Raw genomic sequence first — 24200 nt, 5'->3', positions numbered from 1 at the left:
TCAATTGAACCCGTCAAAAGTGGCGGGTTCTTTTATTTTAAAGAAGATACTGCACTCTCCTATTGTGTAAAGAATAATGGTAAATTAGACAAGAATAAATACTGTACACATTTATGGACAGGAAATCATATGAAGTAACAGCAAAATTTAAAATTGACAGCGCTTTTCAACTTACCAACAGAAAATTTTATCTGCTTGGGAAAATTATTGACGGAGAAATACATCCGGGGCAATTAATAGATTTAAAAACAATAGGAATTGATAAAAAAATTAAAATTGAATCAATTGAATTGGGAGATAAACCAAATAACGGAAAACCCTGGAATGGTATCGGGATTGGAACTAATGAACTCAGAGAAGAAGATAAACAGTATTTAAAGCAACAATTGTTTTTTCATCCTATACTCAATATCATTAATCCTCAACTGATTTAATCTTTAAATCCATATCAATCATATAAGCAAGATGCTCATGCATTTTTTCTACGAAATAAAGTTCTGCGTTCATTATTCTGCCGGTTGACTTTTCAAAATTATATCTTATTTTGACACTGAATTCAAATTGGTCAACAGAGAATTTCTTTTCATTTTCATAAAGCTTTTTAATATGGCTTTTAATGAGTTCTTCCCGGTTGTTCAGTACAGCATGAAACTCTACAAAAAGAGTATTGTTTTCTTCTTCAAGCTTTACCAGTTTCAGCTGATAGCTGTACTCTACTCCCTGAACCAATCTTGAACGGATACTCAACGGGCTGGATAGAAAACTGTAATATTCATTTGGTGGAAATATAAGGCTGTAAACTTCCGGTAACAACAGGATATACTGTAGGTTTTTCTTCAGTTCTCCCTCAAAGCTTTTCAGTCCTTTTTCATAATTGGCAACCAGTTTAACCTGATCTTTTTCTTCCGGAAAAACTGATGCCAGCTTATGCTCTTTCCATTCTTCCCAGCTCTTCCACAGCTCATCTTTATTCTCCACAGAAAGTATCTTTCCGTTTGCATTTCGTTTGATATGAATATTGGGTGAAATATCAGCAAGGGCAAGACTTTGCAGCAAAAAAAACTTCAGTGCATGATCTTCGGTATCTCCTGTAATTTTAAGAAGGTTTACTCTATTGTAAATAAAATCTGTTTCTTTATGCTGGTCAACCAACAGCTCAGATGAGGTTTTTAAAGAAATAGGGGAATTTTCCTTTCCCATCAGAAAGGTATTTTCCACATTCAGGGTATATTCCTGCGAGAATTTCTCAAGCTGAAGAAGAGGAATATTTTCCCCGAAAAAGAAATTTGAAACGCTCATTACTTTATTTTAATTCCAGTGCCGTTTAATTAATAATCTCCTCTAAAGATGTTTTATTTATTATGAAAAATTGGTTTTTATATATTGTGGCCATTCCGCATCAATTTTCGGGTCGTTATTTTAGTTCGTAGGACAATTCCCCTCTATCTAACAACTTAATATTTTTTTAAGCTGGTACTGATGGGAGCTCATTAAATAAATTCTGGTAATCTAACAATGCTTCATAGTCTAAATAATCTTTAGGAGCATCAAACCAATGTTTGGATAGATCTGCAGTTCCAAATTGTTCGATTAGTACTGTTTTATCATTTTCTTTTACAAATTCCTTCAAAAAAACATTGTCTTTCTTTTTATTTGAATAGAATAAAAGTGTTTTTCCCAGATCACCATACTAAGAAATTTGTTTTAAAAAAATTTTATTGTTACTATATATCTCAAAATCTCCTTTAACTATCTCACCTTTAGAAAAGATTATCATTAGATTATGCTTAAGTATATTATTATCGTAAAAATTTAATTTTATACTCATAGAATCAATGGTAACCTGACAATAAGGTTTTTCATCTTTATAATAGTTAATACTATATTCAAGTTCATTTTCAAAAGCATATCTAGCCCACTCATCTGGGGTATATTTTAAAAACTTCTTTGGAACATTCTGACTAAACTCTGTTGATAAATGAACTTCTAATGTAGTTTGTTCATCCATTATCTTTTCCATAAGTCCGTTATACTTCGAAAATTCTGTTTTGTATATCACGAAAAATTAGTTTTTATATACTTCGTCCATTCTGCTTCAATTTCAGGATCGTTGTTCTCGTGCCCCATAAAGTTATACTTACTGTAATAGCTTTCAAGCTTCATAATTAGAGAAACCTGATAATTAAGCCATTGGTAGTATTCATCAGATTCCAGCCATAATTCTCTTACTTCTGAATGTTCTTTAAAGAAAAGGATTTTTTTAGCTGCACTTATTACCATTTGGGACAACACAACCGTATCTACGGATTCCAATGGCGGCAGACGGTAGTCTGTGGAGATCAGTTTCAAACGACCATTCAGTGCTTCAAGGATTGCTAATGTAATAAAACTTTCTTCGTCATCTATAAAATCATCTTCATCTAAAATTTTGGTGAGATAAGGAATCACTAATTCTTTATCCGGAGATTCCTCCAGTTCTGCAAACCAATCTGTTGCAGTATCATTTTCAAAATTCTTGTATCCCCAAGCCCCCATAATTATATTTTAAAATTAATGTTCATAGAATCTGGCTAAATCAAATCCCATTTCCTTAGATAATTCATAATAGCTTTTATTTGGATCAATATTTAACTCAGTATAAATTTTTGTTCTAAGTTCAGGATTATAATACAAATCATTATCTTTCAGATATGAAGGTCTACGGATATCTTCTGGAATTAAATCTCTTCTTCCCTGAAAATCTAATGAAGCGTTTGCCACTGTTAACGGAACACACATATTACTTTTATAGCCCATATTTTCTGCTTCATTCCCCGTTATTTTAGTTCGTAACGACAATTCCCCTCGATCTAAAAACTTAACATTACTTGATAAATTTAAGTTTTCCGGAAATTCTATTTGGGTATAATCGACTTTCTGATTAGTAACTATTCCCCATTCTAAAACATTTCTTTTTGAGTCTACAGGCAGTGTTAATACTCGTGGGATAATAATTTTGGAAGAACTCTCAAAGTCGTTTATATTATCATAAACGCCATCATACATTTCAACCAAATGACAATCAGAATAAAACATCTTTAAGTACGGAAAATAATCAGAAGGCAGATTATTAACATTTACAATTTTTTGATATTGTTTTTTTACATCAAACAATACTCTTCCAAATACATATTTTTCTTGATCTTTTAATTTGAGATAAAATATATCTCCTATTTTTAACTTTTTATTCATATTATATTTTAGCTTAAATACTTGCTCCGCATCCTATTAATTTACTAAAGTAATTAAATTTTTTAGCAGATAATGCATTTATTTTATTCCATATGACAGCTCCAGCTTTTTTACCTTTTGTTCCAAATTTAGAAATATAATGTTGTTCATGAGCTGCTGTTTGAAATGCATTCCAATTACCTCTATCAATAACCTCGTAGGCTAATTTTTCCTCATCTATTAAATTCTGAAGTCCTTTTTCTAGTGCATGTTGACTAGCTCGTTTATTTACTCCTTGAACCGTTTTTCCAACATATAAAGTTTCTCCAGTTACAGGATCAAAATATCTATATATTTCAGTACTTCTTGTTGTTAAATCATGAAAAATTGAATTTGGATATGATTTTCCATTATGCACTAGAATATCAAGTGAAGACACAAAATAATTATGTACTTCATCCACTTCAAGATTATAAGTTTTGAAATTTCCAGCAATTTTTTCGGTCTTTTCTACAATGACCGATTTTCCGGTAGCGTCCATCAATAGGTTTCCGCTCTCAATATCTTCTGCATTAATCCAATCATTATGGGTTAATGACCAAAACCTGTGGGCTGATGTACTTTCGATGATTTCATCTCCAATATACAGCCTGCAAAGACTTTCCGTATGATTCACGTACACTCCGGTAACCTGTTTTAAAACTTCCGTATGTTTATCCTGATCAAAAGCTGTAACATAATCTCCTACTGAAATTGTTTCAATAGCTGCATAGCCGCTATTTTCATCAATTTTCACTAAAGTTCCGGCAGGGAAACAGTGTTTAAGTTTAGCCAGATCATCCCAGGTTTTTGCAACAAGCTCAGCGGCTTCATCAGCCATTTTACTTAAGCATTTTCCACTGTTGTGAACCAAAACACCTGAGTCTCCTACAAAATAATTATGCCATTGGTCTACCTCAAAATTATAGACTTTCTGAGGGGTATAATTAAATTCTGTTTTTTGTATAACACCTTCTTGCTGGTCACGCAAAAGGATTTTATCTCCTTCTTTCAATTCCGAAGCATCAATCCATTCTCCATTCGTATAAAAAGGATGTATCGCCGTTGTTTCAATCACTTCCGCTTCTGTATAAATACTAATAGTGTGGTCGCTTTCATTGGTGATAAGATCAATCACCGGCTGAAGGGCTACAGTATCTGTATCTTCATCATAAGCCCATACCAGATCTCCAATTCTGATATCTTCGATATTTTTAATTCCATCTTTGGTATGAACAGGTGTTCCGGCCGGAAAACAAGCAAAAACACAGGTTTTAAGAAGCTTTTTGGCAACATCATCCACACTTTTCTTTAAGGCTTCCTTGCTCAGCTTTTTCAGCGCTGCTTTCCCCATTTGTTGAAGTGCTTCTTTAGAGATGGCTTTTGCCCCTGCTTTGATAGCCCCTTTCACTCCGGCTTTTGCCCCTTGCATCGCTACAGTCCCGGTTCCAAAGGAAACTACTCCTACAGCAATGGAAGCTACATCCCAGATTAAAAATCCGGCATTCATAAGGCTTCCTCCTACATCACCAGTTTGTATATCATTGATAAGGTCGCGGCCACTTCCCCAAACCGGAATCATCCCCTCCACAAAACCAGCTTCTCCTACACTGTCTCCATGTCCGCTGTCGTCAAGTTCGCGCTGTGCCTGATCCTGCATATCTTTTACTTCCTGTGCAGCATCGTCCGGAAGAGGGACCTGACCGCTGGTCATAAATTCTATCTTCCCACCCACAGGACATTGACAGGTGCTTTTCCCTATCAAAGATCTGATTCCGTTGATTTTTACCTGCCAGGTATCCTGCCAGGTCATAGGAACGGTGGCAGGGGTACACGGTCCACCACTGATTTTGCATACCTTAAAGGATGGAATGTTAATCAGAGGAGTAGCATCCTGATTAGTAGCCACCAGACAACCGTGGATCTTCACCTTTGTATTGAACGTAGGTTTGAAGAAATCCGGGGCAGCTCCCTGGTCACACATCATCAGGGCATTGAGGGTGATGTATTCTAACTCATCCATGATTTCTGTTTTAGAATTACATAATGTTGGTATCTCCTGAAGACATCACAGCGCTTGGCCCTCCGGTAATGGTAAGTGGCGAATCTGTGCTGATATCCATAGGGCCACCTTTGCTTGATAGTCCTAATGCTCCTGTGAGTGCGGTGATATCAATCATTCCTTTTCCTGCTGATGCGGTAATTCCAGCTTCAGAGATGGTAATAGAGTTATCTCCTACTTGCAGTGTGATGCTTGTTTTTCCGTCAAGGGTAATATTGCCGCCTGCATCCATTTTTAATAATGATTGTGGTGGAGCATCTTTTTTACCTCCAACATTGATTACATTGGTGCTGCCTGCGTTTACGGTGTGATTGCTATTGGCATTGGTAGTGGCATTTCCGGTTCCGTCAAAATGCATGTTGGCACCACCCTGATCTTTAAGATTTACAGATCCGGCACCATTGTCATATTTCAGTTCAGCACCGCTTCGGCCACTGAAACTCATGATATTATTTCCGGCTCCGCCACCAGCTCCTATTCCACCATGATACATCCCGCCCATAACAAAAGGACGGTCCGGATGAAGATGTACAAAATTGACGATCACCTGATCCCCTACTTCGGGAATAGACATAAAGCCACGATTCTTCCCTACTTTCTCACTGCTTCCCGCATCCGGAGACATCACACGGATAAATTCCGTAGTATCCTGCCCGTTTTGCCAGTCAAGCTGAACCTGTACACGGCCCTGATTTTCAGGATCAGTGTTGGAAACTACCTTTCCGAACTGAGGTTCTGCCACGGGAACTGTAAATTCCGGTCTTGGAATAAATCCCGTATCAGAGGCTATTGCCTGAAAAGATCCGTCATAATATCCACGGGCATCTACCTGATGGGTTACTTCTATAAGCATAAGCTTGGTAAAATATCCGGTATCATTGGTGTCTGCTTTACGCATTTCTATATCTGCAATACATCCCGGATAAAGGAATGGTACTGTTGTGTTCCCTGAGGTAACAAAGACCTCTGAAGCCTTGCTTCCCGCAGCCCCTTTCTGAGAGGCATCAATATCCATAAAGGAAACAGCCTTTATAGGAGCAACCCGTAAAGACGGTGTCTGAAAAGTCTTTTCCGAAATTTCATATGCCCGTTTGGCTATATCCGAAGTATGATTAATTTTTGAACTTGCGCCTTTGAATTTTTCATTTTTGCTGCTGTTATACCCATAAAACGATGGATTAACATGCTGCACTTTCATTTTGATTTTAACATCAGTGAGGTTACTGCCATAGGTCAGCTTCACTGGTTTTTCCTGTGGAGGAAGCTGTCCGAAATGCAGGACTTCCCCATCATAAAAGAATTGCTCCCCGTAAGCTTCCGCTATCCTTGCCAGATAATTATAATGAGTTTCTTCATATTGACAGCTGTAAGAAACATTTCCCTGGCGGGCATCTACTCTGAAGTCATACTTGCCCTGCCCCAGTCCTTCTTTAATAACCTCGTTAGCAATACTATTCAAACTAATCGGCTTAGCTCCTCCAAAGCTTTGAATATGGGGGGCAGCATCCAGCAAAATGGTTGGACTGAAGCCTGACAATACAAGATTTCCCAGGCTTCCTTTTTCCTGGCTGAAGCCAACTTCTGTGATGACTCCCACAAAATTTCTTTCGGCCCCTCCTTCTACATCTTTATATTTGAAAACAACTGTAATTCTTTTCCCCAGGAAGTTCTGTACTTCTTCAAGATTATGATTTTCTGCACTTCCTAAAGTATCATGAGGCAAAATCAGTTCAAATTCATGATGTTTGATTGTACTTTGGGTAAGCTTAAAGTGTTTGAAATATTTTATTGGCTTGCCTTCTACGTGAATATCAAGTTTTACCACACGGTTAATTCCTGCTATAGCGCTCTCGGGAATACTGTCCGCATTGAATATTCTTGATGTTGGCTGCTTTGCCCAAAGTTTTTCTTGAATAATGGCAGGCTCATTCGGCAGCAAAGGCTGATTCAGGAATTGTTTTCCCGTATTCGCTACATTCAATGCGTTATTCACTTTTGAAGCAGCTTTCTTTACTTCTTTTATTTTTTTATTTTCCCGGATTTTGTTTACAAAACCTGTCTTATCTGAATCTATTTCCGGTTTTGGAAGATTATTCTGTTCCTTAAACATGACATCATTTTTTTGGTGTATGACTTAATTGGTATTCAACCTTTGCAGGTGAGACCCTTTAACTCAAAGAATCAATCTGCCGCTTGTAACGGTCTCTTGTGAACAAGCTTTTCTATGATTGATCTGAGATGGGTGCAGTTGGAATTTTCAGAAAATTTATTCCACATTTAAGTACCTGGAAGTACTTTTGTACAGGATTGATTTTTATATTTTTTCATAAGTTTTTCGGTGATTTTGGTAATGCAATATATAACCTTAAATATTCACGTCAAAATGAATTACCTATTATTTTGAAAATTGTCGTAGAACTACGACAATGGATTTTGAAAAAGCTTTTCCTTAAAGCATCCATTGTTTTTTTTCATAAAAAAATCCACGTTGCATTCGGATTATCAGCAACATGGATGTAATTTATAATCATCAGATTATACTTCTTATTTCACTGCCTTTTCATAGCAATTGAATATGCCTTTATGGGAATGTACTGTTCCTTCAAATTCGTATTCTTTTTTAGTATACTCTGCAAGAACCTTTATATTTGGATATTCCTCATCCCATTGGTCAATTCCCTCATTCAGCATGTGTGTTTTTACTTATTCAAGTATCTGAGCGGCCTGTACGACATCCTCATGAACTGCTTTTCTAATCATTGCCATTTTTATTAATTTCGTTATTTATTTGAATTTTTAAGCTGTAAAGCTCTCTGATAAAAAGACTGGCTGGCAATTTTCTCTTCCGCTTCATTAATGGCTGCCAACAAATTATTCTGGTTATCTGCAATATCCTCAAGCACCTGAGACATCAGTTCCCAGACCGGTTTCATTTTCCCGACCAGTTCTTTTCCTTTAGAAGTCAGCATAAATAGTCTTTTACGTTCATCCTGTCTGTCTTTCCTCCATGCTATCAGTTCAAGTTTCTCCAATTCTTTAAGCAAGGTAATGGTGGATGGATGGGTATATCCAATTTCATTGGCAATTTCCACCACACTGGCTAATTCTTTTTGATAAATGGTGTAAATAACAGGAAACCATTTCAGTTCAAAATCAATTCCGAAGGCTTTATAGATCAGGGCACCATCTTTCCTCAGCTGTTCACTGAGACGGTGCATTCTTGTAGATATAGCAAGGATTCCTGCTTGGTTAATAACATTCATGTTTATTTAATATGTAAGTGATAAAAAATATCATCAGCACTCATTAATGGAAAATGTTCCGGAAGATTTTCTTTTTCTATTTTTATAAAAGCATTTCTTTCATAAAAACGCTGAGCAGCTTTCAACACCGTAACAGTTCCCAAATACAGATCATCAATTTTATTTTCACGGCAGAAAGCAACTAAAATTTCCAGTAGGATCTGGGCTATATTCAGCTCTTTACCTCTGAACTCTTTTTTAACGAACATTTTTCTGATGGCTGCTGCCCTTTCGTCAAACTTTACCAAAGCGATAGAACCAACCAGCTTACCGCCTATAAAAGCCCCCCAAAAGTTTCCGCCCGCTTCATGATAAAAAGTTTCTATCTCTTTCAGGTCCGGCTGATCTTCTACAGTAATGGGGATGTTGAATTCCTTTTGCTGAATAGTCAGGATCAGGTCAATAGCCTGTTCCGAATAAGCATTTCCTATGGATTGTACCTGTAATTTCATAGCGAATTATTTTAAAGTATAAAACTACGTAGTTAAATACATATATACAAACTGTTTTTAACTTTTAAAAAATTTTAACACAGTATTTATCTGCACATCTCCTAATAATACAGGGTAATTATTAAGACTTAAATATGAATCTTAGATTTTCTCATATCATGATATTTAAGTAATTTTCCAATATCAAAAAGCTTATAACCATCACTGAAATGAAAATAGAAAATTTTAAGCCATTTAGCGGGCAACATTGCGAAACTACAGCAACAGGAACATTATTGCTACAAATCGGAATTGAGCTTTCCGAACCTATGCTTTTCGGGTTGGGTGAAGGCCTGGGATTTATCTATTGGAAGATGAAAAACATGGATTTTCCGTTCTTAGGCGGCAGGGTAAAACCTGACCTCCTTACCCAAAACATCGTCCGCAACCTGAACCTGGAATTAGCAGCAAAAGAAACCGCTTCCCCGCAAAAGGCATGGGATTCTGTAAAAGAACTTCTGGACAGAAAGCAGGCTGTTGGTTTAAAAATGGATTGTTTTCATTTGGAATATTTTTCAAATCCTTTTCATTTTGCCGGACATTATGCCGCTATCTACGGTTATGATGAGCAAAATGCTTTTCTTGTAGATACAAAGCAGCAAGGCAGCCTGGTACAAACTTCTTTAAAAAGTCTGGCATTGGCCCGTTCTGAAAAAGGACCGATGGCATCAAAAAATATGTATTATACGATCAAGAAAACAGATCAAAAATTTAATCTGGAAAAAGCCATATTAACAGCAATCAGAAATAATGCTGCAGAATATCTTAACCCGCCTATTGCAAATATTTCATACAAAGGAATATTGAAAACAAGTACTGAAATTGTCAAATGGTTCAATACGAGTAAGAACATTGAAGGTGAATTCAGGCAAGCAGCGCTGCTCATGGAAAAAGCAGGAACTGGTGGGGCGTTATTCAGAAATCTATATAGGGATTTTTTGAAAGAAAGCTATGAATTGCTTAAGCTTGAGCAGCTCAAAACAGGATATGAAGCATTTACAGAAATTGCAGAACTTTGGACAAAAGTATCTCAGCTATTTGAAAAAGTAAGTGAAACAAAAGACTTTCAATATGTTCAGGAGGCATCAGACAAGTTAAAAACAATATCCGTTCAGGAAAGAAAAGCGATGGAAATCTTGATAACAATATAATAACTACTCATTTATACCCGTCATAAAAAACGTGTACCATTCCTGGCACACGTTTTTATATTTATCTTAGAATACTGTTTATTTCCAGCCTCCACCCAAAGCCTGATACAGCTCCACGGCAGCTTTCATTTTATTATATCTCGCATTGGAAATATTAAGTTCTGCATTCAATGAATTCACACTTGCATTTAACACTTCAAGATAGTTGGCCATCCCGTAGTTTACCAGTTCCTGAGAATATTCTACAGAGTTTTTATAGGCAACCAATTCTTTTTGTTTCAATTCAATGAATGAATCCTGAACAGAAAATACTCTGATTGCATCTGAAACTTCTTTCCCTGCAGTAAGAACGGTTTTTCTAAAGTTCAGATAGGCCGTTTCCTGATTGGCAAGGCTCACATCATAGTTGGTCTTGATGCTTCTTTTGTTCAAAATGGGCTGTGCCAATCCTGCTACCACATTTGCAAATAATGAATTTACATTGAACAGGTGATCAATATCTACAGATTGAAGCCCCCCTGAGCCTGTAAGTTTCAGTGTTGGATAAAACTGAGCTTTTGCCGCATTGGTCAGTTCAAATGCATTCATCAGGTTATATTCTGCTCTCATTACATCCGGACGGTTGGCCAGCAATTGAACCGGATACCCTAATTTAAGGTCGATAGGAAGGTTCTGACCTTCCAGTGTAGATCTTTCAATGGTATGTGATGGTTCTCCCATTAAAAGGCTCATGGTATTTTCAAGCAATTGAATCTGTGTATCAATATCAATCAGTAAAGATTTTGCATTGAAAACAAGCGCTTCGCTTTGTTGTACTGCTACTTCTGTAAGGTTTCCGGAGGCTTTCAGTGCTTTTGTAGTTTCCAGATTTTTTTCTCGAATGGCAATAGTTTCCGTAATGATCTTCTTCTGGGAATCAAATGTCAGCAGCTGGTAATAAGCGGAAGCAATTGAGGCAACAAGGCTGCTTTTTACAGCTTTATGAGCGGCAACAGTTCCTAAATAAGCTGCTAATTGTGCCTTTTCCTGAGCTTTCATTTTTCCCCATAGATCTGCTTCCCAACCCAGACTTGCTGTTATATCAAACTGATTTACGTAACGTCTTTCTCCAATAATCTGTCCGAACTGGGTATTGAGAGACTGTGTCTGGAAAGTATAGTTAGGCCCTACAGAAAGAGTTGGGGCATAAGCTGCCTTACTTTGTTTTAGGTAGGCTTCCGCAGAATTGATACTTTGTAAAGCAATTCTGATGTCCAGATTATTATCCAAAGCTTTGGAAATATGTCCCTGAAGTATCGGATCTGTGAAAATTTCTTTCCACGAAACATTCGCAACGCTAGTACTGTCTGAAGGAAGCATATCTGTACGGAAAAGTTTTTCGTCAACAACGTTCTTGGGCCTTTCGTATTCTTTTCTGGCCATACAGGACGTGATGGCTCCCAGCATAATGGCTGAGAAAGTTATTCCTTTTATGATGTTTATTAAACTCTTCATTGGTTAAAATTAGAAGTTAGAAATCAGAGGTTAGAAACTGAACATCAGATAAATTTCCAGGTTCAGTTTCCAGCTCTAATTTATTTTTACTCTGCTAAATTGATATCTTCTTTTTTGATAGGTTTAATTTTTTCCTGTAATGTTTCAAAGATCACATACAGAACCGGAATTACAAATAATCCCAAAACAGTACCTATCAATAGTCCGATTGCCGCACCTGTAGCGATAGATCTGTTCCCCACTGCTCCAATTCCACTTGCCAGAACTAAAGGCAATAAACCGAAGATAAAGGCGAATGAGGTCATTAGAATAGGTCTCACCCTGGCTTTCGCTGCATTGATGGCTGACATCACGATTGTTTCTCCATGATGTCTTCTCTGAACAGCAAATTCAACAATAAGGATCGCATTTTTCGCCAGTAATCCTACAAGCATGATCAGGGCAATCTGGAAGTAAATATTATTTTCCAATCCCATAATCTTCTGTCCGAAGTAAGCTCCCATTACCCCAAGAGGAAGGGAAATGATAACAATCAGCGGAAGAATATAGCTTTCATACTGTGCAGAAAGGATAAAGTAAACGAAGATTAAACTTAACCCGAAAATCAGAAGGGTCTGAGATCCTGAATTTAATTCTTCTCTGGTTAACCCTGTAAATTCTACCGCATAGTTTTGATTCAGGGTCTCATCCGCTACCTGCTGTACCGCAGCAATTGCATCCCCGGAACTATATCCGTCAGAGTTTGCCCCTGTCACCTTCACAGAAGTAAACAGGTTATAACGGCTTACAGATTGTGGTCCGTATGCTTTTGTCAATGTTACAAACTGTGAAATGGGAGACATGATCCCTGATCCTGTTCTCACATAAAGCTGATTCAGATTTTCAATATTCTTTCTGCTCTCAGGAAGAGCCTGAACCATTACTCTGAACTGTTTTCCATATTTGGTAAAGTCGGCAGTATAAATTCCACCAATATACCCCTGCATGGTAGACAGAATATCATTTACAGAAACTCCCATCTGCTTGCTCAGGGGAACATTGATTTCCATCTGATACTGAGGATATTTAGTATTGAACGAAGTCTGTGCAAACTGAATTTCCGGTCTCTGCATCAGCTTACCGATGAATTCATTGGTTTTAGCATCCAGATCAGCATATTCACCCCCTGATTTATCAAGCAATACCATTTCAAAGCCGGCACTGTTACCAAATCCGGGTACACTTGGCGGCTGGAAGAATACCACTTTGGCATCAGGAACAGATCCTACGATTCCGAATAGTTTCTTGGTAATTTCTTCAGAAGTCTGTCCGTCTTTTTTTCTTTCTTCGAAAGGCTTAAGTTTCACAAAGGCAAGACCGTTGTTGCTTCCGTTTCCGGACAAGAATCCTCTACCTGTTGAAATCGTTACGTTCTGCACGCCCGGAACTTTCAATGCTTTAGCCTGAAGGGTTTTCAATGCGTTGTAAGTTCTTTCCATAGAAGCTCCCGGAGGAAGCTGAACATCTGTAAAGATAATCCCCCTGTCTTCTGTAGGTACAAACCCTTTCTTCATACTGCTGCTTGCCCAGAATAAGATACCTCCTGTAACAGCGAAAATAATCAGGGTTACCCATTTATGTCTCAACAGGAATACAAATCCTCTTCCGTAACGTTCAGTAGTTGTTTTAAAAGCAATATTAAACTTATAGAAGAACTTCTGTAACAGGTTCAGATTTTTATATTCTGCATGATGTGCTTCGTGAGGTTTCAGGAATAATGAACATAAAACAGGACTCAGGGTTAATGCGTTAATCGCAGAAATAATGATGGCTATAATCAGCGTAATACCAAACTGCTGGTAGAATACCCCTGTAGGACCTGTAATGAACGTCACCGGAATAAATACGGCCGCCATTACCAAAGTAATAGAAATAATAGCCCCTGTGATCTCATCCATAGCTTCTACCGTAGCTTTCTTAGCATCAGAAATACCATGCTCCATCTTCGCATGAACGGCCTCAACGACGACGATGGCATCATCCACCACAATACCAATGGCAAGCACCAAGGCAAACAAGGTTAAGAGGTTCAATGAATAACCGAATAAATTCAGGAAGAAGAATGCCCCTACAATAGATACCGGAACTGCAATAGCCGGGATCAGTGTGGATCTGAAGTCCTGAAGGAAAATGTATACTACAATAAATACAAGAATGAAGGCCTCAATCAAAGTATGAACTACCTTTTCAATAGAAGCTTCCAGAAATTCGTTGGTATCAAAGTTAAAAGTATACTTAATTCCCTGCGGAAAGGTTCCTTCTGCTGATTTCAGATAAGCTTTGATATTTTTAATAATTTCCTGTGCATTGGACCCCGGAGTCTGGAAGATCCCCATACTGATGGAAGGATTGTTTCCGTTCTCCCCGATTCCTGTATAAGACTGACCTGCCAATTCTACTTTGGCAACATCTTTCAGCATTAGGTTTTGTCCGTTTGCAAGAGATTTGATGATGATATTGTCGTACTGTTCCTTATCGTTGAATTTACCTACGTATTTGATGATATATTCAAAAGAACTACCGCTGTTCTGTCCGATAGAACCTGCCGCAGCTTCTCTACTCTGCTCGTTAATTGCATTGGTAACATCGGTAGGAGTTATACTGTATGCAGCCATTTTTGCAGGGTCCAGCCAGATTCTCATGGAGTAATTTTTACCACCGAAAACGTTGGCATCCCCTACACCATTTACCCTTTTCAGGTTAGGAATAATATTGATATTCAAAAAGTTCTGAAGGTATACATCATCAAGATCTTTATTTTCAGAATAGAAAGACATATACATCAGGGCACTGGTCTGCTGCTTCTGGGTTACCACTCCGGAACGTGTTACTTCTGCAGGTAACAAAGGGGTTGCCCTGGTCACACGGTTCTGTACGTTTACCGCTGCAATATCCGGATCTATTCCCTGTTTAAAGAAAACCTGGATCTGAGCAGAACCGTCATTTCCGGCACTGGAAGTGATATAATCCATACCTTCCACCCCGTTGATCTGCTCTTCCAAAGGTACTACTACACTTTTCATTACCGTCTCAGCATTGGCTCCCGTATAGTTTGCGGAAACACTTACCGTGGGCGGTGCAATATCCGGATACTGTGTAACCGGTAACGAGATCAGTCCCAGCACACCGAGAATCACAATCAGGATTGAGATTACAGTGGATAAAACCGGTCTGTTAATAAAGTTTTTTATCATTAGAATTTCGGTTTTATTGATTGAACAAGACTATCCATTTTGATTGGCTTCGGCTTCACTGCTGTTCCAGGTTTCAAACCTCCGATACCAGCTGCAATAACTTTTTCGCCTTTATTAACTCCTGATTTGATCAGAGCTAAATTGTCGATTCTGTCAATAACATTTACAACAACGTTTCTGGCAGTATCTCCCTTATCTATTTTGTATACGTATACAATACCCTGCTGTTCATAGGTAGCACTTTCAGGAACTACAAGAACATTATCATAATGCTGAGGGAATCTGATCGTTCCGCTGTTACCATTACTTAATAATTTCTGGGCATTGGAGAATGCAACTCTGAACTGAATAGTCCCCGTTGTAGGATCAATTTGGCCCGTAATGGCTTCAATTCTTCCTTTTTCCGGGTACAGGCTTCCATTGGCAAGCTGAAGCTCAACCATTGGTAAGTTTTTGATCTTCTCAGGCATAGAAGCTCCCGGAGATTTTTCAAGGAAATCAAAATATTCTTTTTCATTCATTGCAAAGTAAGCGTAGATCTCAGAAGTATCAGAAATTGTTGTCAGAGGTGTCTGATCAGACGGTCCTACCAAACTTCCCACTTTTAACGGGAGTTTTCCTACAACTCCTGAAATAGGTGCACGAATGATGGAGTATTCGATATTGGCTTCTACCCCTTTATAGTTTGCTTCAGCTTGTCTTTTTGCAGCATGGGCCTGTGATAACTGAGCCTGTGCCTGCGCAAGCTGAGCCTGAGCAGTTTGTAACTGTACGTTACTGATGATGTTTTTCTGAACCAGAGGTTTCAGTTTATTTACTTCTACCTGTGCTGCGTTTACAGAAGCCTGTGCTGCAGCAATATTGGATTCAGCGGCTCCTATTCCGGCTTTGGAAGCGGCAGCATTTTCGGTAAGAATATTGGTTTCCAGACGGAACAATGGCTGTCCCTTGGTAACGTACTGCCCTTCATCTACCAGTACCTGGGTAATGTATCCCTGTATTTTAGCACGTACATCATTGTTTACCCTACCCTGGATGGTAGCCGGAAACGTCTGATAACCTACTATATTTTTAGACTCCACAGAAACAACAGGATACGGCTTGGCACCATCCTGTTTAGGAGCTTCTTTTTTGCAGGCTGTGAGAGAAAGCGCTGCAATCGAAAGTATAACTAGCTTATTATTCATTTTATAGTTTATTAAGAGATTCCTGAATATTTTCTATGTTTTTATTTAAGAGTGCTTTGTAAACTTCTATTCTTTCATTGTATCCATCGTCTTTACTTTTTTTAAAATTGTTTAAATCATCTAATAGTCTTAATTCGTCCTGCATTTTCTGGACAATTTTCTCAAATCGGATTTTTTTGTACTCATCATTGATGAAAAAATACCGTTTCCGCTCATCCATTTTGTTATGATCTACGATAAGCTGTGCATTTAACAATAATGAAATACTGGTAGAAACAGAACTTTTGCTCGCAGAGAGCACGTCAACAAACTCGTCAAAAGTAATTCCTACTTTCTCATAATCAAAAAGAAGGTAGGAATAGATTTTTGATGCTAATGGCGGTAGGTTGAAAATAGTGCCGTAGAATTTTACGGCATCCTGAAAAATTTTTTCATCAATTTCTATACTTTGGTGCATAATATAAAAATTTGAACAAATGTAGAAATTAGTTCAGAACCAAACGAACAAAGCTGATAGAGATTATAAATACAAGGTGTTCTAAAAATTCAATGAAACTTGATTTAACTTTTTACTTAAATTATAATCTTCTCAAAAGCCTTTCTCAGCCCATCCTTTAAAAGAACCTCTCCACAATAGGAATATCCTTTGCTTTCAAGGATCTTCAGCATTGCAATATTATCATGGTTGGTATCCACTTTAACACTCTGAATATTGTGTGATCTTGTAAAATCTTCAATATGATCGAAAAGTTTCTTTACCATTCCCTGACCTGCGAATTTTCCATCTACAGCTACTCTGTGAACCACCACAAACTCACCGTCACTAAGCCATGCGCCTTCAATGTTACTGTATGCAGGTTCATCATTAAGAATCAAAGCTGCATATACTGCAATTTCTCCATCTACTGTAAGCACATATCCGAAACCTTTAGCAATATCACTTTCTACTGTTCCAAGATTGGGATAGCCGTTCTGCCATTGTGTGCTCCCGTCCTGCCTTCTTCTTTCAATGGATTGCTGAATGATTCCCCAAATAATGTCTCTGTCTTCAATTTCCGATTTTCTTAGTTTGATTTCTGGATTCATGTTGTTGATTTTGATTAAAAAACATAAAGTTAGGAAGCTAACGTCTGAATTATTTATCTTTGATTATCCGAACTAAAGTCTATTTTTTATTAACGCAAAGATTTTATTTATAAAGCTTAAGATTTTAAGTGAGCAAAATTGCGACTTCGTCGTTGAATAAGCGAAGGTTATTAAAAACTTTGCGTCAAATTAAAACCTAGTATCTAACTTTTGGTTCTGACATAGAATAATAGTCCTTCAAAACATCTTTTAAACATTTAGTTTTTTAATAATTTAAAGATTGATTTTAATTAAAAAACCGAAAACTAATTAAAATTAATTTTCGGTTCGAAGTAGTAAAATTTAAAATTATGAAATTGTTTTATAAATTTTCATTTTGTTGAAGGTAAGCATCAATAATTTCAAATGCTTTCTTCTCATCATGCAGATCTACCATTACCTTTAGCGATGTTGCCGTAGGTGTTGTAGTAAATGTGAGATAGTTGTTTTCAACAGAGTTTGTAATTTGTGCATCATCCAATTTAGATTTAACCAACTGAATTTCTGAAGGGTTATCACTTTCGTAAACTGATACTCTCGTACTTCTTTCCATATTCTAATTGTTTGAGTATCTAAATGTACAATGTTTTTTTGAAAATTACAAATCTTTGTTTTTAAATTTTATTAATATTGCTTTCAATTTTATTTAAAGCCAACTGAATTTCTTCTTTGGTAACATTCAGATGCGGTCTGAAACGTAAAGACTGATCTCCACATGGAAGAATGATTAATCCGTCATTAAATAATTCAGTCATCATCTTGTTTCTATCTGCTGCGGATGGAAGATCGATAGCACACATCAACCCTCTACCTCTTGCATTGGAAATTTTTGAAGGATACTTCTCTGCCAGTGCTTTTAAGTTTTCTAACAGGAAATCTCCTACCACTCTTGCATTTTCTACAAGGTTTTCTTTTTCGATAACTTCCATTACCAATTGGAAACGAAGCATATCGATAAAATTTCCACCAAATGTAGAGTTGATTCTTGAACTTTCTCTGAAAACGTTGTTCGGAATTTCATCAAACTTTTCTTTATTGGCTAATACTCCGCAAACCTGGGCTTTTTTACCGAAAGAAATGATATCCGGTTTAGCTGTAAAATGCTGAAATGCCCACATTTTACCTGTAATGGCAATACCTGTCTGAACTTCGTCAAAAATTAGTAAGATTTCATTGTCATCACAGATTTTTCTTAAGCCAGATAAGAATTCATCTCTGAAATGGTTGTCACCGCCTTCTGCCTGAATAGGTTCAATGATAATACAAGCTACCTTATCAGGATTCATCAGAATGGCTTCTTCAATCTGAACTAAAGCCAGCTGCTCATTTTTGATGGTTTCTTCAAGGTTCTCTTCTGTAATCGGGAACTTTAATTTTGGATTTAAAATTCTCGGCCAGTTAAACATTGGGAAATACTGGTACTTTCTAGGGTCTGAAGTATTTGTTAAACTTAAAGTATAACCACTTCTTCCGTGGAAAGCCTGTTTGAAATGAATACAGATCCCCGCTTCAGTGTCCAGCCCTTTTGCGAAATTTTTACGTGTTTTCCAGTCGAAGCAGGCCTTTAAAGCATTTTCAACTCCCATCGTTCCGCCTTCGATAAAGAAAGCATACTGTAATTCTTCAGGAATAACCACTCTTTCAAATACTTCAAGGAAGTGAGCATATTCTTCTGAATAAACGTCTGCCAATGTTGGTTTATTAACCGCCATTCTTCCCAACCATTCTGATCTTTCTACAAGATACGGGTGATTGTACCCAATGGAAGCTGATGCAAACATAGAGAACATATCCAGGTATTCTCTGTCTGTAAGTTTATCATAAAGCCATGATCCATGAGATTTTTCAATATCCATCACGAAATCGAAACCGTCTGCCAAAACATGTTTTCCAACTGTTTCCTTAACTTTATTTGTCTGTATATCTAATGTGTGTTCCATAATAAATTGTTGTGTGATTTAATAAGTGAATGATTAAACGATCAAAAAGCTGGGCATTTAATCATTCAGGTTATTAAGTTTTTATTTTTTTATTGCTTTAAGTAAAGCTTTTATAAATCAAATTTAATTCCCTGTGCTAAAGGAAGTTGAGTAGTATAATTTATAGTATTGGTTTGTCTCCTCATATAATATTTCCAAGCATCTGATCCAGACTCTCTACCTCCACCGGTTTCTTTTTCACCTCCGAAAGCGCCTCCGATTTCAGCACCGGAAGTACCAATATTGACATTTGCAATACCACAATCTGAACCAGCATGAGAAAGGAATAATTCTGCCTCTCTAAGGTTTTGGGTCATGATTGCAGAAGAAAGCCCCTGCGGAACATCATTCTGAATAGCAATAGCCTCTTCTAATGTTTTATATTTAATTAAGTATAAAATAGGTGCGAAAGTTTCATGCTGAACAATCTCATAAGAGTTTTTCACTTCAGCCACACAAGGCTTCACATAGCATCCGGATTCGTAACCTTTTCCTGATAAAACACCGCCTTCAACAACGAATTTTCCACCTTCTTTTTTACATTTCTTAATAGATTCTTCGTACTGGTTTACGGCATCAACATCAATAAGCGGCCCTACATGGTTGGCTTCATCCAATGGGTTTCCGATTTTTAGTTGCCCATAAGCTTTTACCAATCTAGATTTTACTTCGTCATATACATCTTCATGAATAATCAGTCTTCTGGTTGAAGTACATCTTTGCCCTGCCGTTCCTACCGCTCCGAAAACAGCTCCGATGATAGACATATTAAGATCTGCTTCCTTGGTAATGATAATTGCATTGTTACCTCCCAATTCAAGGATTGATTTCCCGAATCTTTCTGCTACTTTAGAAGAAACCATTCTTCCTACTCTTGTAGAACCTGTAAAAGATACCAAAGCTACTCTTTTATCATTTACTAATTTCTGTCCGATTTCATGATCTGCTACCAATACGCTTGAAATTCCTTCCGGAAGGTTATTTTCTTTCAGAACTTCATTCATAATATTCTGGCAGGCAATGGCACAAAGCGGAGTTTTTTCCGACGGCTTCCAGATGGTAACATTACCACAAATCCATGCTAATGCTGTATTCCAGGACCATACGGCTACCGGGAAGTTGAATGCAGTGATGATTCCCACTACGCCAAGCGGATGATATTGCTCATACATTCTGTGACCAGGTCTTTCTGAATGCATTGTATATCCCTGAAGCTGCCTTGAAAGTCCTACTGCGAAATCACAGATATCAATCATTTCCTGAACTTCTCCAAGTCCTTCCTGCAGGGATTTACCCATTTCATAAGAAACAAGCTTTCCAAGATCTTCTTTATATTCTCTTAACTTTAAACCAAGCTGCCTTACAATTTCTCCTCTCTTAGGAGCAGGGATCAGCCTGAATTCCAGAAATGCCTTTTGGGCCGTTTCAATTACTTTGTCATAATCACTTTCTCCGGAAGTCTTTACTTTTGCAATTAATTTCCCGTCTGCAGGAGATACGCTTTCAATCGTCTTTCCTGAAGCGAAATATTTCCCGCCCACTGAAGTACCTTTATTTTCTTCTTTAATACCAAGGTTTTTGAGTGTTTTTTCGATTCCGAAATCCTTTACTTTTTTTGACATAAAATCTTACTTTTCGTTCTCTCTAAAGATAAAAATATTATGTGAACCTCAAAACTTTAATTTTTTAGTTTGTTATTTATTTGGACTAATTATAAACATGCTTATCTTTGTAGGGTAATCTTTTTGATAATCACCAATGGAAAATTCACAAGAAAATAACTCAAAGTTTAAAAAGTGGTTCAAGCGCGTAGGATGGGCAGGGTTTGCTTTCTTTACCATTAAAGGCTTGATTTGGCTCGTAATATTTTACTTTGGAGCAGATTCGCTTCAGAGCTGTATAAAATAAAAAGCAGAGAAAAATTTTCTCTGCTTTCTTTTTTAAGAATATGTATTCAACCTTATTCTTTGACTATTTTTACAGTCTTTACTTCATTTTTTGTTTTAATTTTAACAATATATATAGCAGGAAGTAGTTCAGAAAAGCTCACTTTTAACTGAAAGTTATTCACATTAGTATAATCTTTAATCTTTTTACCACTCATTTCATATACTTCAACTCCTTCTATTTTTGAATCTAAAGAGATATTAAGCATATTTTTTACTGGGTTAGGATAAAAAGCCATGATGTCATTTTTCTTAGGCAAATCTGATGTAGCAAGTACAGATTCTGCACAGTATCCGGAAATAATTGCCAAAGGATAATGTTTTCCGCTTGAGAAATTGCTTCCGAATTCCCCACAACATTGATCTCCTGTTACCCACATGGTATTATCATTTTTTTCAGCATATGTTGCGGCGTATCCCGGATAAATGTTTTTCCAATCAGAATCCAAACCAATCCTAATAGGAGTTTTATAATTTAGAGTTCCATGATATCCTCCTAATTCTGACAACCCATTTGACCCCCATCCCCATAAGGTGTTATCATATTTTAAAGCAACAACCTGATAACCACCAGCCTTAATGATTTTCCAATTATTATCAGAGCCTACTTGAATAGGAGTATAACTCAGAGCGCCCAATCCACCATTTCCCAATTGGCCGCCATAGTTATCTCCCCAGGCCCAAATAGTATTATTATTTTTTATTCCAAAAGAACTTTTATATCCTACGGATATATCTTTCCAATTTGTATCTGTACCAATCTGAATAGGAGTTTTCACAAACGTATTTCCAGCTCCTACTTGCCCTGATGCATTGAGACCCCATCCCCAAATACTTCCATTATTTTTAAGTGCAATTGTATGGCTACCTCCACTTGAAAGTTTTTTCCAATCTGTATCTGTACCAACTCTGGTAGGCACAGATACCTCATTCTTATGTCCTAATCCCAAGCCATAACTAGCATTATTTCCCCAGGCCCAAAGCTCACCGTTTATTTTAATAGCGAAAGAAGAATATTCACCCGTCATTACAGAACCCCAATCACTATCTGTCCCAATTTGTGCAGGAACTGATTGGTTTACATTCGTTCCATTACCTAATTGTTTATAGTTATTTAACCCCCAAGCCCAAAGAGTACCATCAGATTTAACAGCTAATGTATGATGCCTTCCCAATGAGAAATTCTTCCAGGTATATGAAGTGATTTGTGTTGGGGAAGATGCTTGTAGATTATTTCCAAGTGCCCCATACCCCGCTTCTCCCCAGGTCCAGAGTGTACCATCAGTCTTTATACCTGCGGTATACCTTCCGGTTTTAGAAGGACTGAATTCTTTAAAGCATTGTGATGAAGATAACTGTCCAAGAATGACAGTTAAGGTTATTAGTGTTTTTTTCAAAATATTTTTTTTGCAAAGATAAGTTTATAGAATCAATATTTTGAAATACTTTGGATAATTACCCAAATTAAAAGCTTTTCTAAGATATTTTTCAAAAAATAAAAAATCCGTCCTACAAAAAATGGACTGCCCCAAAAAGTTAGACACTTTTTAGGGGCATTTTTTTATGTATAGAAAAGAAAAATTTAGCGTTGCTTTCAAATTAGAATGTATTAACCTCCACAAAAATTCTCATCGTTCAATTGGATCTATAGCAACAGAGAAAGGATTTAACGAAAGTAATCTACGCAAGTGGATGGGCTTTTATAATAAGTACGGAATCTCGGGTTTACAACCAAGAAGAAATAAGATCTATTCTGTGAATTTCAAGGTTAAAGTTTTAAAAACTATCGAAATAGAACATATCTCACAAAGAGAAGCATGTATCCGATTTGATATCGCAGCTCAATCTACCGTGCTGAATTGGCAAAGGGATTACGAAAAAAGTGGTATTTTAGGATTAAAGAATAAACCTAAAGGAAGGCCCTGTATTATGAGTGATTACAAGCGTAAAAAAAGAAAGTCTGATAAGCCATTGACCAGAGAAGAAGAACTTTTATTGGAAAACGAAAGATTGCGAGCTGAAATTGATTTTCTAAAAAAGTTAGACGCCTTAACTCTCAAAAAGAACAAGCAGAGGCCATCGAAGGATTAAGGCGAAAATATAATCTGTCGCTCCTGCTGGATTGTACAGGTATGGCCAGAAGTAGTTTCTATTACCATCAGAAAGCTCTTAATAAAAAGGATAAGTATGGAAAAGTAAAAACTTTGATCAAACAGATTTATCATAGGCATAAAGGTCGATTTGGATACCGTCGTATTACTTTGATGATGAAACAGCAAGGAATTGTAATTAATCATAAAACGGTCTTAAGACTAATGAAGGCACTGGGATTGAAAAGTATCATTAGGGTTAAGAAATACAGATCTTATCGGGGAGAGCAAGGCAGGATAGCACCAAATATTCTGGAGAGGAACTTTAAGGCAGATCAGCCAAACAGAAAATGGGCCACTGATGTGACAGAGTTTAACGTATCAGGCAGTAAATTGTATCTTTCGCCGATAATTGACCTTTACAATGGCGAGATTATCAGTTATGATCTCTCGGAAAGGCCTGTCTTTGCGCAGGTTATGAATATGCTCAAAAAAGGGTTTAGAAAGATTAAGAATACTGAAAACCTCATTATCCACTCTGATCAAGGCTGGCAATATCAAATGAAAACCTATCAGCACATGTTAAAAGAAAAAGGCATTATCCAAAGTATGTCCCGCAAAGGAAACTGCCTTGATAATGCGGTAATAGAAAACTTCTTTGGAACTTTAAAATCTGAAATGTTCTATATTAAGAAATTTAAAACCATTGATGAACTCAAAAAAGAAATAAAGAAGTATATCAATTACTATAATAACGACAGAATAAGACTTAATCTAAAAGGAAAGAGTCCGGTACAGTACCGAACTCTTTCATATAATAATATTGTTTAATTTTGTCTAAACTTTTGGGTGCAGTCTAAAATGAAGACGGATTTTTTATTTTAAGCCGGT

23 protein-coding genes are annotated in these 24200 nt (G+C 37.0%); 4 read left to right on the top strand and 19 right to left on the bottom strand.

All coding sequences use genetic code 11. From position 1 onward, the window contains the following. Window positions 1-113 precede the first annotated feature (113 nt). The gene (locus EG339_RS17310) at window positions 114-434 is read left to right on the top strand and encodes a hypothetical protein (RefSeq protein WP_123871195.1); all 321 of its coding nucleotides are present in this window, start codon (window positions 114-116) and stop codon (window positions 432-434) included. Here the strand turns inward: EG339_RS17310 and EG339_RS17305 are convergent. The 10 genes from EG339_RS17305 to EG339_RS17265 form a co-directional block, all read right to left on the bottom strand. After that, entirely contained in the window at window positions 415-1299 is an 885-nt protein-coding gene (locus tag EG339_RS17305; RefSeq protein WP_123871194.1) for a hypothetical protein, read from the bottom strand. The genes EG339_RS17310 and EG339_RS17305 overlap by 20 nt on opposite strands. 166 nt (window positions 1300-1465) lie before the next feature. Next, window positions 1466-1630, bottom strand: coding sequence for a hypothetical protein (locus EG339_RS24315; protein WP_164466453.1), 165 nt, complete (start codon window positions 1628-1630; stop codon window positions 1466-1468). 60 nt (window positions 1631-1690) lie between these two features. Then, a complete protein-coding gene (locus tag EG339_RS17300; protein WP_123871193.1) occupies window positions 1691-2020 on the bottom strand; it encodes a hypothetical protein in 330 nt (109 codons plus the stop codon). Between the two features lie 35 nt (window positions 2021-2055). Then, window positions 2056-2535, bottom strand: coding sequence for a DUF4259 domain-containing protein (locus tag EG339_RS17295; RefSeq protein ID WP_123871192.1), 480 nt, complete (start codon window positions 2533-2535; stop codon window positions 2056-2058). Between the two features lie 15 nt (window positions 2536-2550). Beyond that, window positions 2551-3231 (bottom strand): Imm26 family immunity protein, encoded by a 681-nt coding sequence (locus EG339_RS17290; protein WP_123871191.1) that lies wholly within the window; start codon window positions 3229-3231, stop codon window positions 2551-2553. 13 nt (window positions 3232-3244) lie between these two features. After that, window positions 3245-5272 carry a polymorphic toxin-type HINT domain-containing protein gene (locus tag EG339_RS17285; protein ID WP_123871190.1) on the bottom strand — a complete coding sequence of 676 codons (2028 nt, stop codon included), beginning with the start codon at window positions 5270-5272 and terminating at the stop codon, window positions 3245-3247. 16 nt (window positions 5273-5288) lie between these two features. Further along, window positions 5289-7421: a type VI secretion system Vgr family protein gene (locus tag EG339_RS17280; RefSeq protein ID WP_123871189.1), complete on the bottom strand. Its 2133-nt coding sequence runs from the start codon at window positions 7419-7421 to the stop codon at window positions 5289-5291. A gap of 434 nt (window positions 7422-7855) precedes the next feature. After that, a complete protein-coding gene (locus EG339_RS17275; RefSeq protein ID WP_228459640.1) occupies window positions 7856-8002 on the bottom strand; it encodes a hypothetical protein in 147 nt (48 codons plus the stop codon). Window positions 8003-8091: 89 nt separating this feature from the next. Continuing rightward, window positions 8092-8574, bottom strand: coding sequence for a MarR family winged helix-turn-helix transcriptional regulator (locus tag EG339_RS17270; RefSeq protein WP_123871188.1), 483 nt, complete (start codon window positions 8572-8574; stop codon window positions 8092-8094). Window positions 8575-8576: 2 nt separating this feature from the next. Beyond that, window positions 8577-9065 carry a GNAT family N-acetyltransferase gene (locus EG339_RS17265; RefSeq protein WP_123871187.1) on the bottom strand — a complete coding sequence of 163 codons (489 nt, stop codon included), beginning with the start codon at window positions 9063-9065 and terminating at the stop codon, window positions 8577-8579. Window positions 9066-9274: 209 nt separating this feature from the next. On the opposite strand from EG339_RS17265, the gene EG339_RS17260 reads away from it, so the two are divergent. Next, window positions 9275-10255 carry a BtrH N-terminal domain-containing protein gene (locus EG339_RS17260; RefSeq protein ID WP_123871186.1) on the top strand — a complete coding sequence of 327 codons (981 nt, stop codon included), beginning with the start codon at window positions 9275-9277 and terminating at the stop codon, window positions 10253-10255. 78 nt (window positions 10256-10333) lie between these two features. On the opposite strand, the gene EG339_RS17255 is transcribed toward EG339_RS17260, so the two are convergent. From EG339_RS17255 to EG339_RS17210, 9 genes are all read right to left on the bottom strand, one after another. Continuing rightward, on the bottom strand, window positions 10334-11749 hold the full coding sequence (locus tag EG339_RS17255; protein ID WP_123871185.1) for an efflux transporter outer membrane subunit: 1416 nt from the start codon (window positions 11747-11749) through the stop codon (window positions 10334-10336). A gap of 86 nt (window positions 11750-11835) precedes the next feature. Then, window positions 11836-14982 (bottom strand): efflux RND transporter permease subunit, encoded by a 3147-nt coding sequence (locus EG339_RS17250; RefSeq protein WP_123871184.1) that lies wholly within the window; start codon window positions 14980-14982, stop codon window positions 11836-11838. Next, a complete protein-coding gene (locus EG339_RS17245) occupies window positions 14982-16169 on the bottom strand; it encodes an efflux RND transporter periplasmic adaptor subunit (RefSeq protein WP_123871183.1) in 1188 nt (395 codons plus the stop codon). Before EG339_RS17245 ends, EG339_RS17250 begins: the two co-directional genes overlap by 1 nt. A 1-nt stretch (window position 16170) precedes the next feature. Beyond that, the gene (locus EG339_RS17240; protein ID WP_123871182.1) at window positions 16171-16626 is read right to left on the bottom strand and encodes a transcriptional regulator; all 456 of its coding nucleotides are present in this window, start codon (window positions 16624-16626) and stop codon (window positions 16171-16173) included. Between the two features lie 116 nt (window positions 16627-16742). Then, the gene (locus EG339_RS17235) at window positions 16743-17255 is read right to left on the bottom strand and encodes a GNAT family N-acetyltransferase (protein ID WP_123871181.1); all 513 of its coding nucleotides are present in this window, start codon (window positions 17253-17255) and stop codon (window positions 16743-16745) included. 361 nt (window positions 17256-17616) lie between these two features. Next, window positions 17617-17847, bottom strand: coding sequence for a DUF2007 domain-containing protein (locus tag EG339_RS17230; protein ID WP_123871180.1), 231 nt, complete (start codon window positions 17845-17847; stop codon window positions 17617-17619). A 61-nt stretch (window positions 17848-17908) separates the two neighbouring features. Next, complete coding sequence (lat, locus tag EG339_RS17225) at window positions 17909-19234, bottom strand: L-lysine 6-transaminase (RefSeq protein WP_123871179.1); 1326 nt, start codon at window positions 19232-19234, stop codon at window positions 17909-17911. A 110-nt stretch (window positions 19235-19344) separates the two neighbouring features. Continuing rightward, window positions 19345-20895, bottom strand: coding sequence for an L-piperidine-6-carboxylate dehydrogenase (gene amaB, locus EG339_RS17220; RefSeq protein WP_123871178.1), 1551 nt, complete (start codon window positions 20893-20895; stop codon window positions 19345-19347). A 338-nt stretch (window positions 20896-21233) separates the two neighbouring features. Then, window positions 21234-22616, bottom strand: coding sequence for a T9SS type A sorting domain-containing protein (locus tag EG339_RS17210; RefSeq protein ID WP_123871176.1), 1383 nt, complete (start codon window positions 22614-22616; stop codon window positions 21234-21236). 166 nt (window positions 22617-22782) lie between these two features. Here EG339_RS17210 and EG339_RS17205 point away from each other — a divergent pair, with 166 nt between their 5' ends. After that, the gene (locus tag EG339_RS17205; protein WP_123868395.1) at window positions 22783-23310 is read left to right on the top strand and encodes a helix-turn-helix domain-containing protein; all 528 of its coding nucleotides are present in this window, start codon (window positions 22783-22785) and stop codon (window positions 23308-23310) included. Next, on the top strand, window positions 23298-24140 hold the full coding sequence (locus tag EG339_RS17200; RefSeq protein WP_123868394.1) for an IS3 family transposase: 843 nt from the start codon (window positions 23298-23300) through the stop codon (window positions 24138-24140). The genes EG339_RS17205 and EG339_RS17200 overlap by 13 nt, the downstream gene beginning before the upstream one ends. Window positions 24141-24200: the final 60 nt, after the last annotated feature.

The organism is Chryseobacterium bernardetii, from assembly GCF_003815975.1.
In the GTDB taxonomy this organism is placed as follows: Bacteria; Bacteroidota; Bacteroidia; order Flavobacteriales; family Weeksellaceae; genus Chryseobacterium; species Chryseobacterium bernardetii.
The sequence above is the reverse complement of the archived record's forward strand: the minus strand, read 5'-3'. Positions and strand labels throughout refer to the sequence as shown.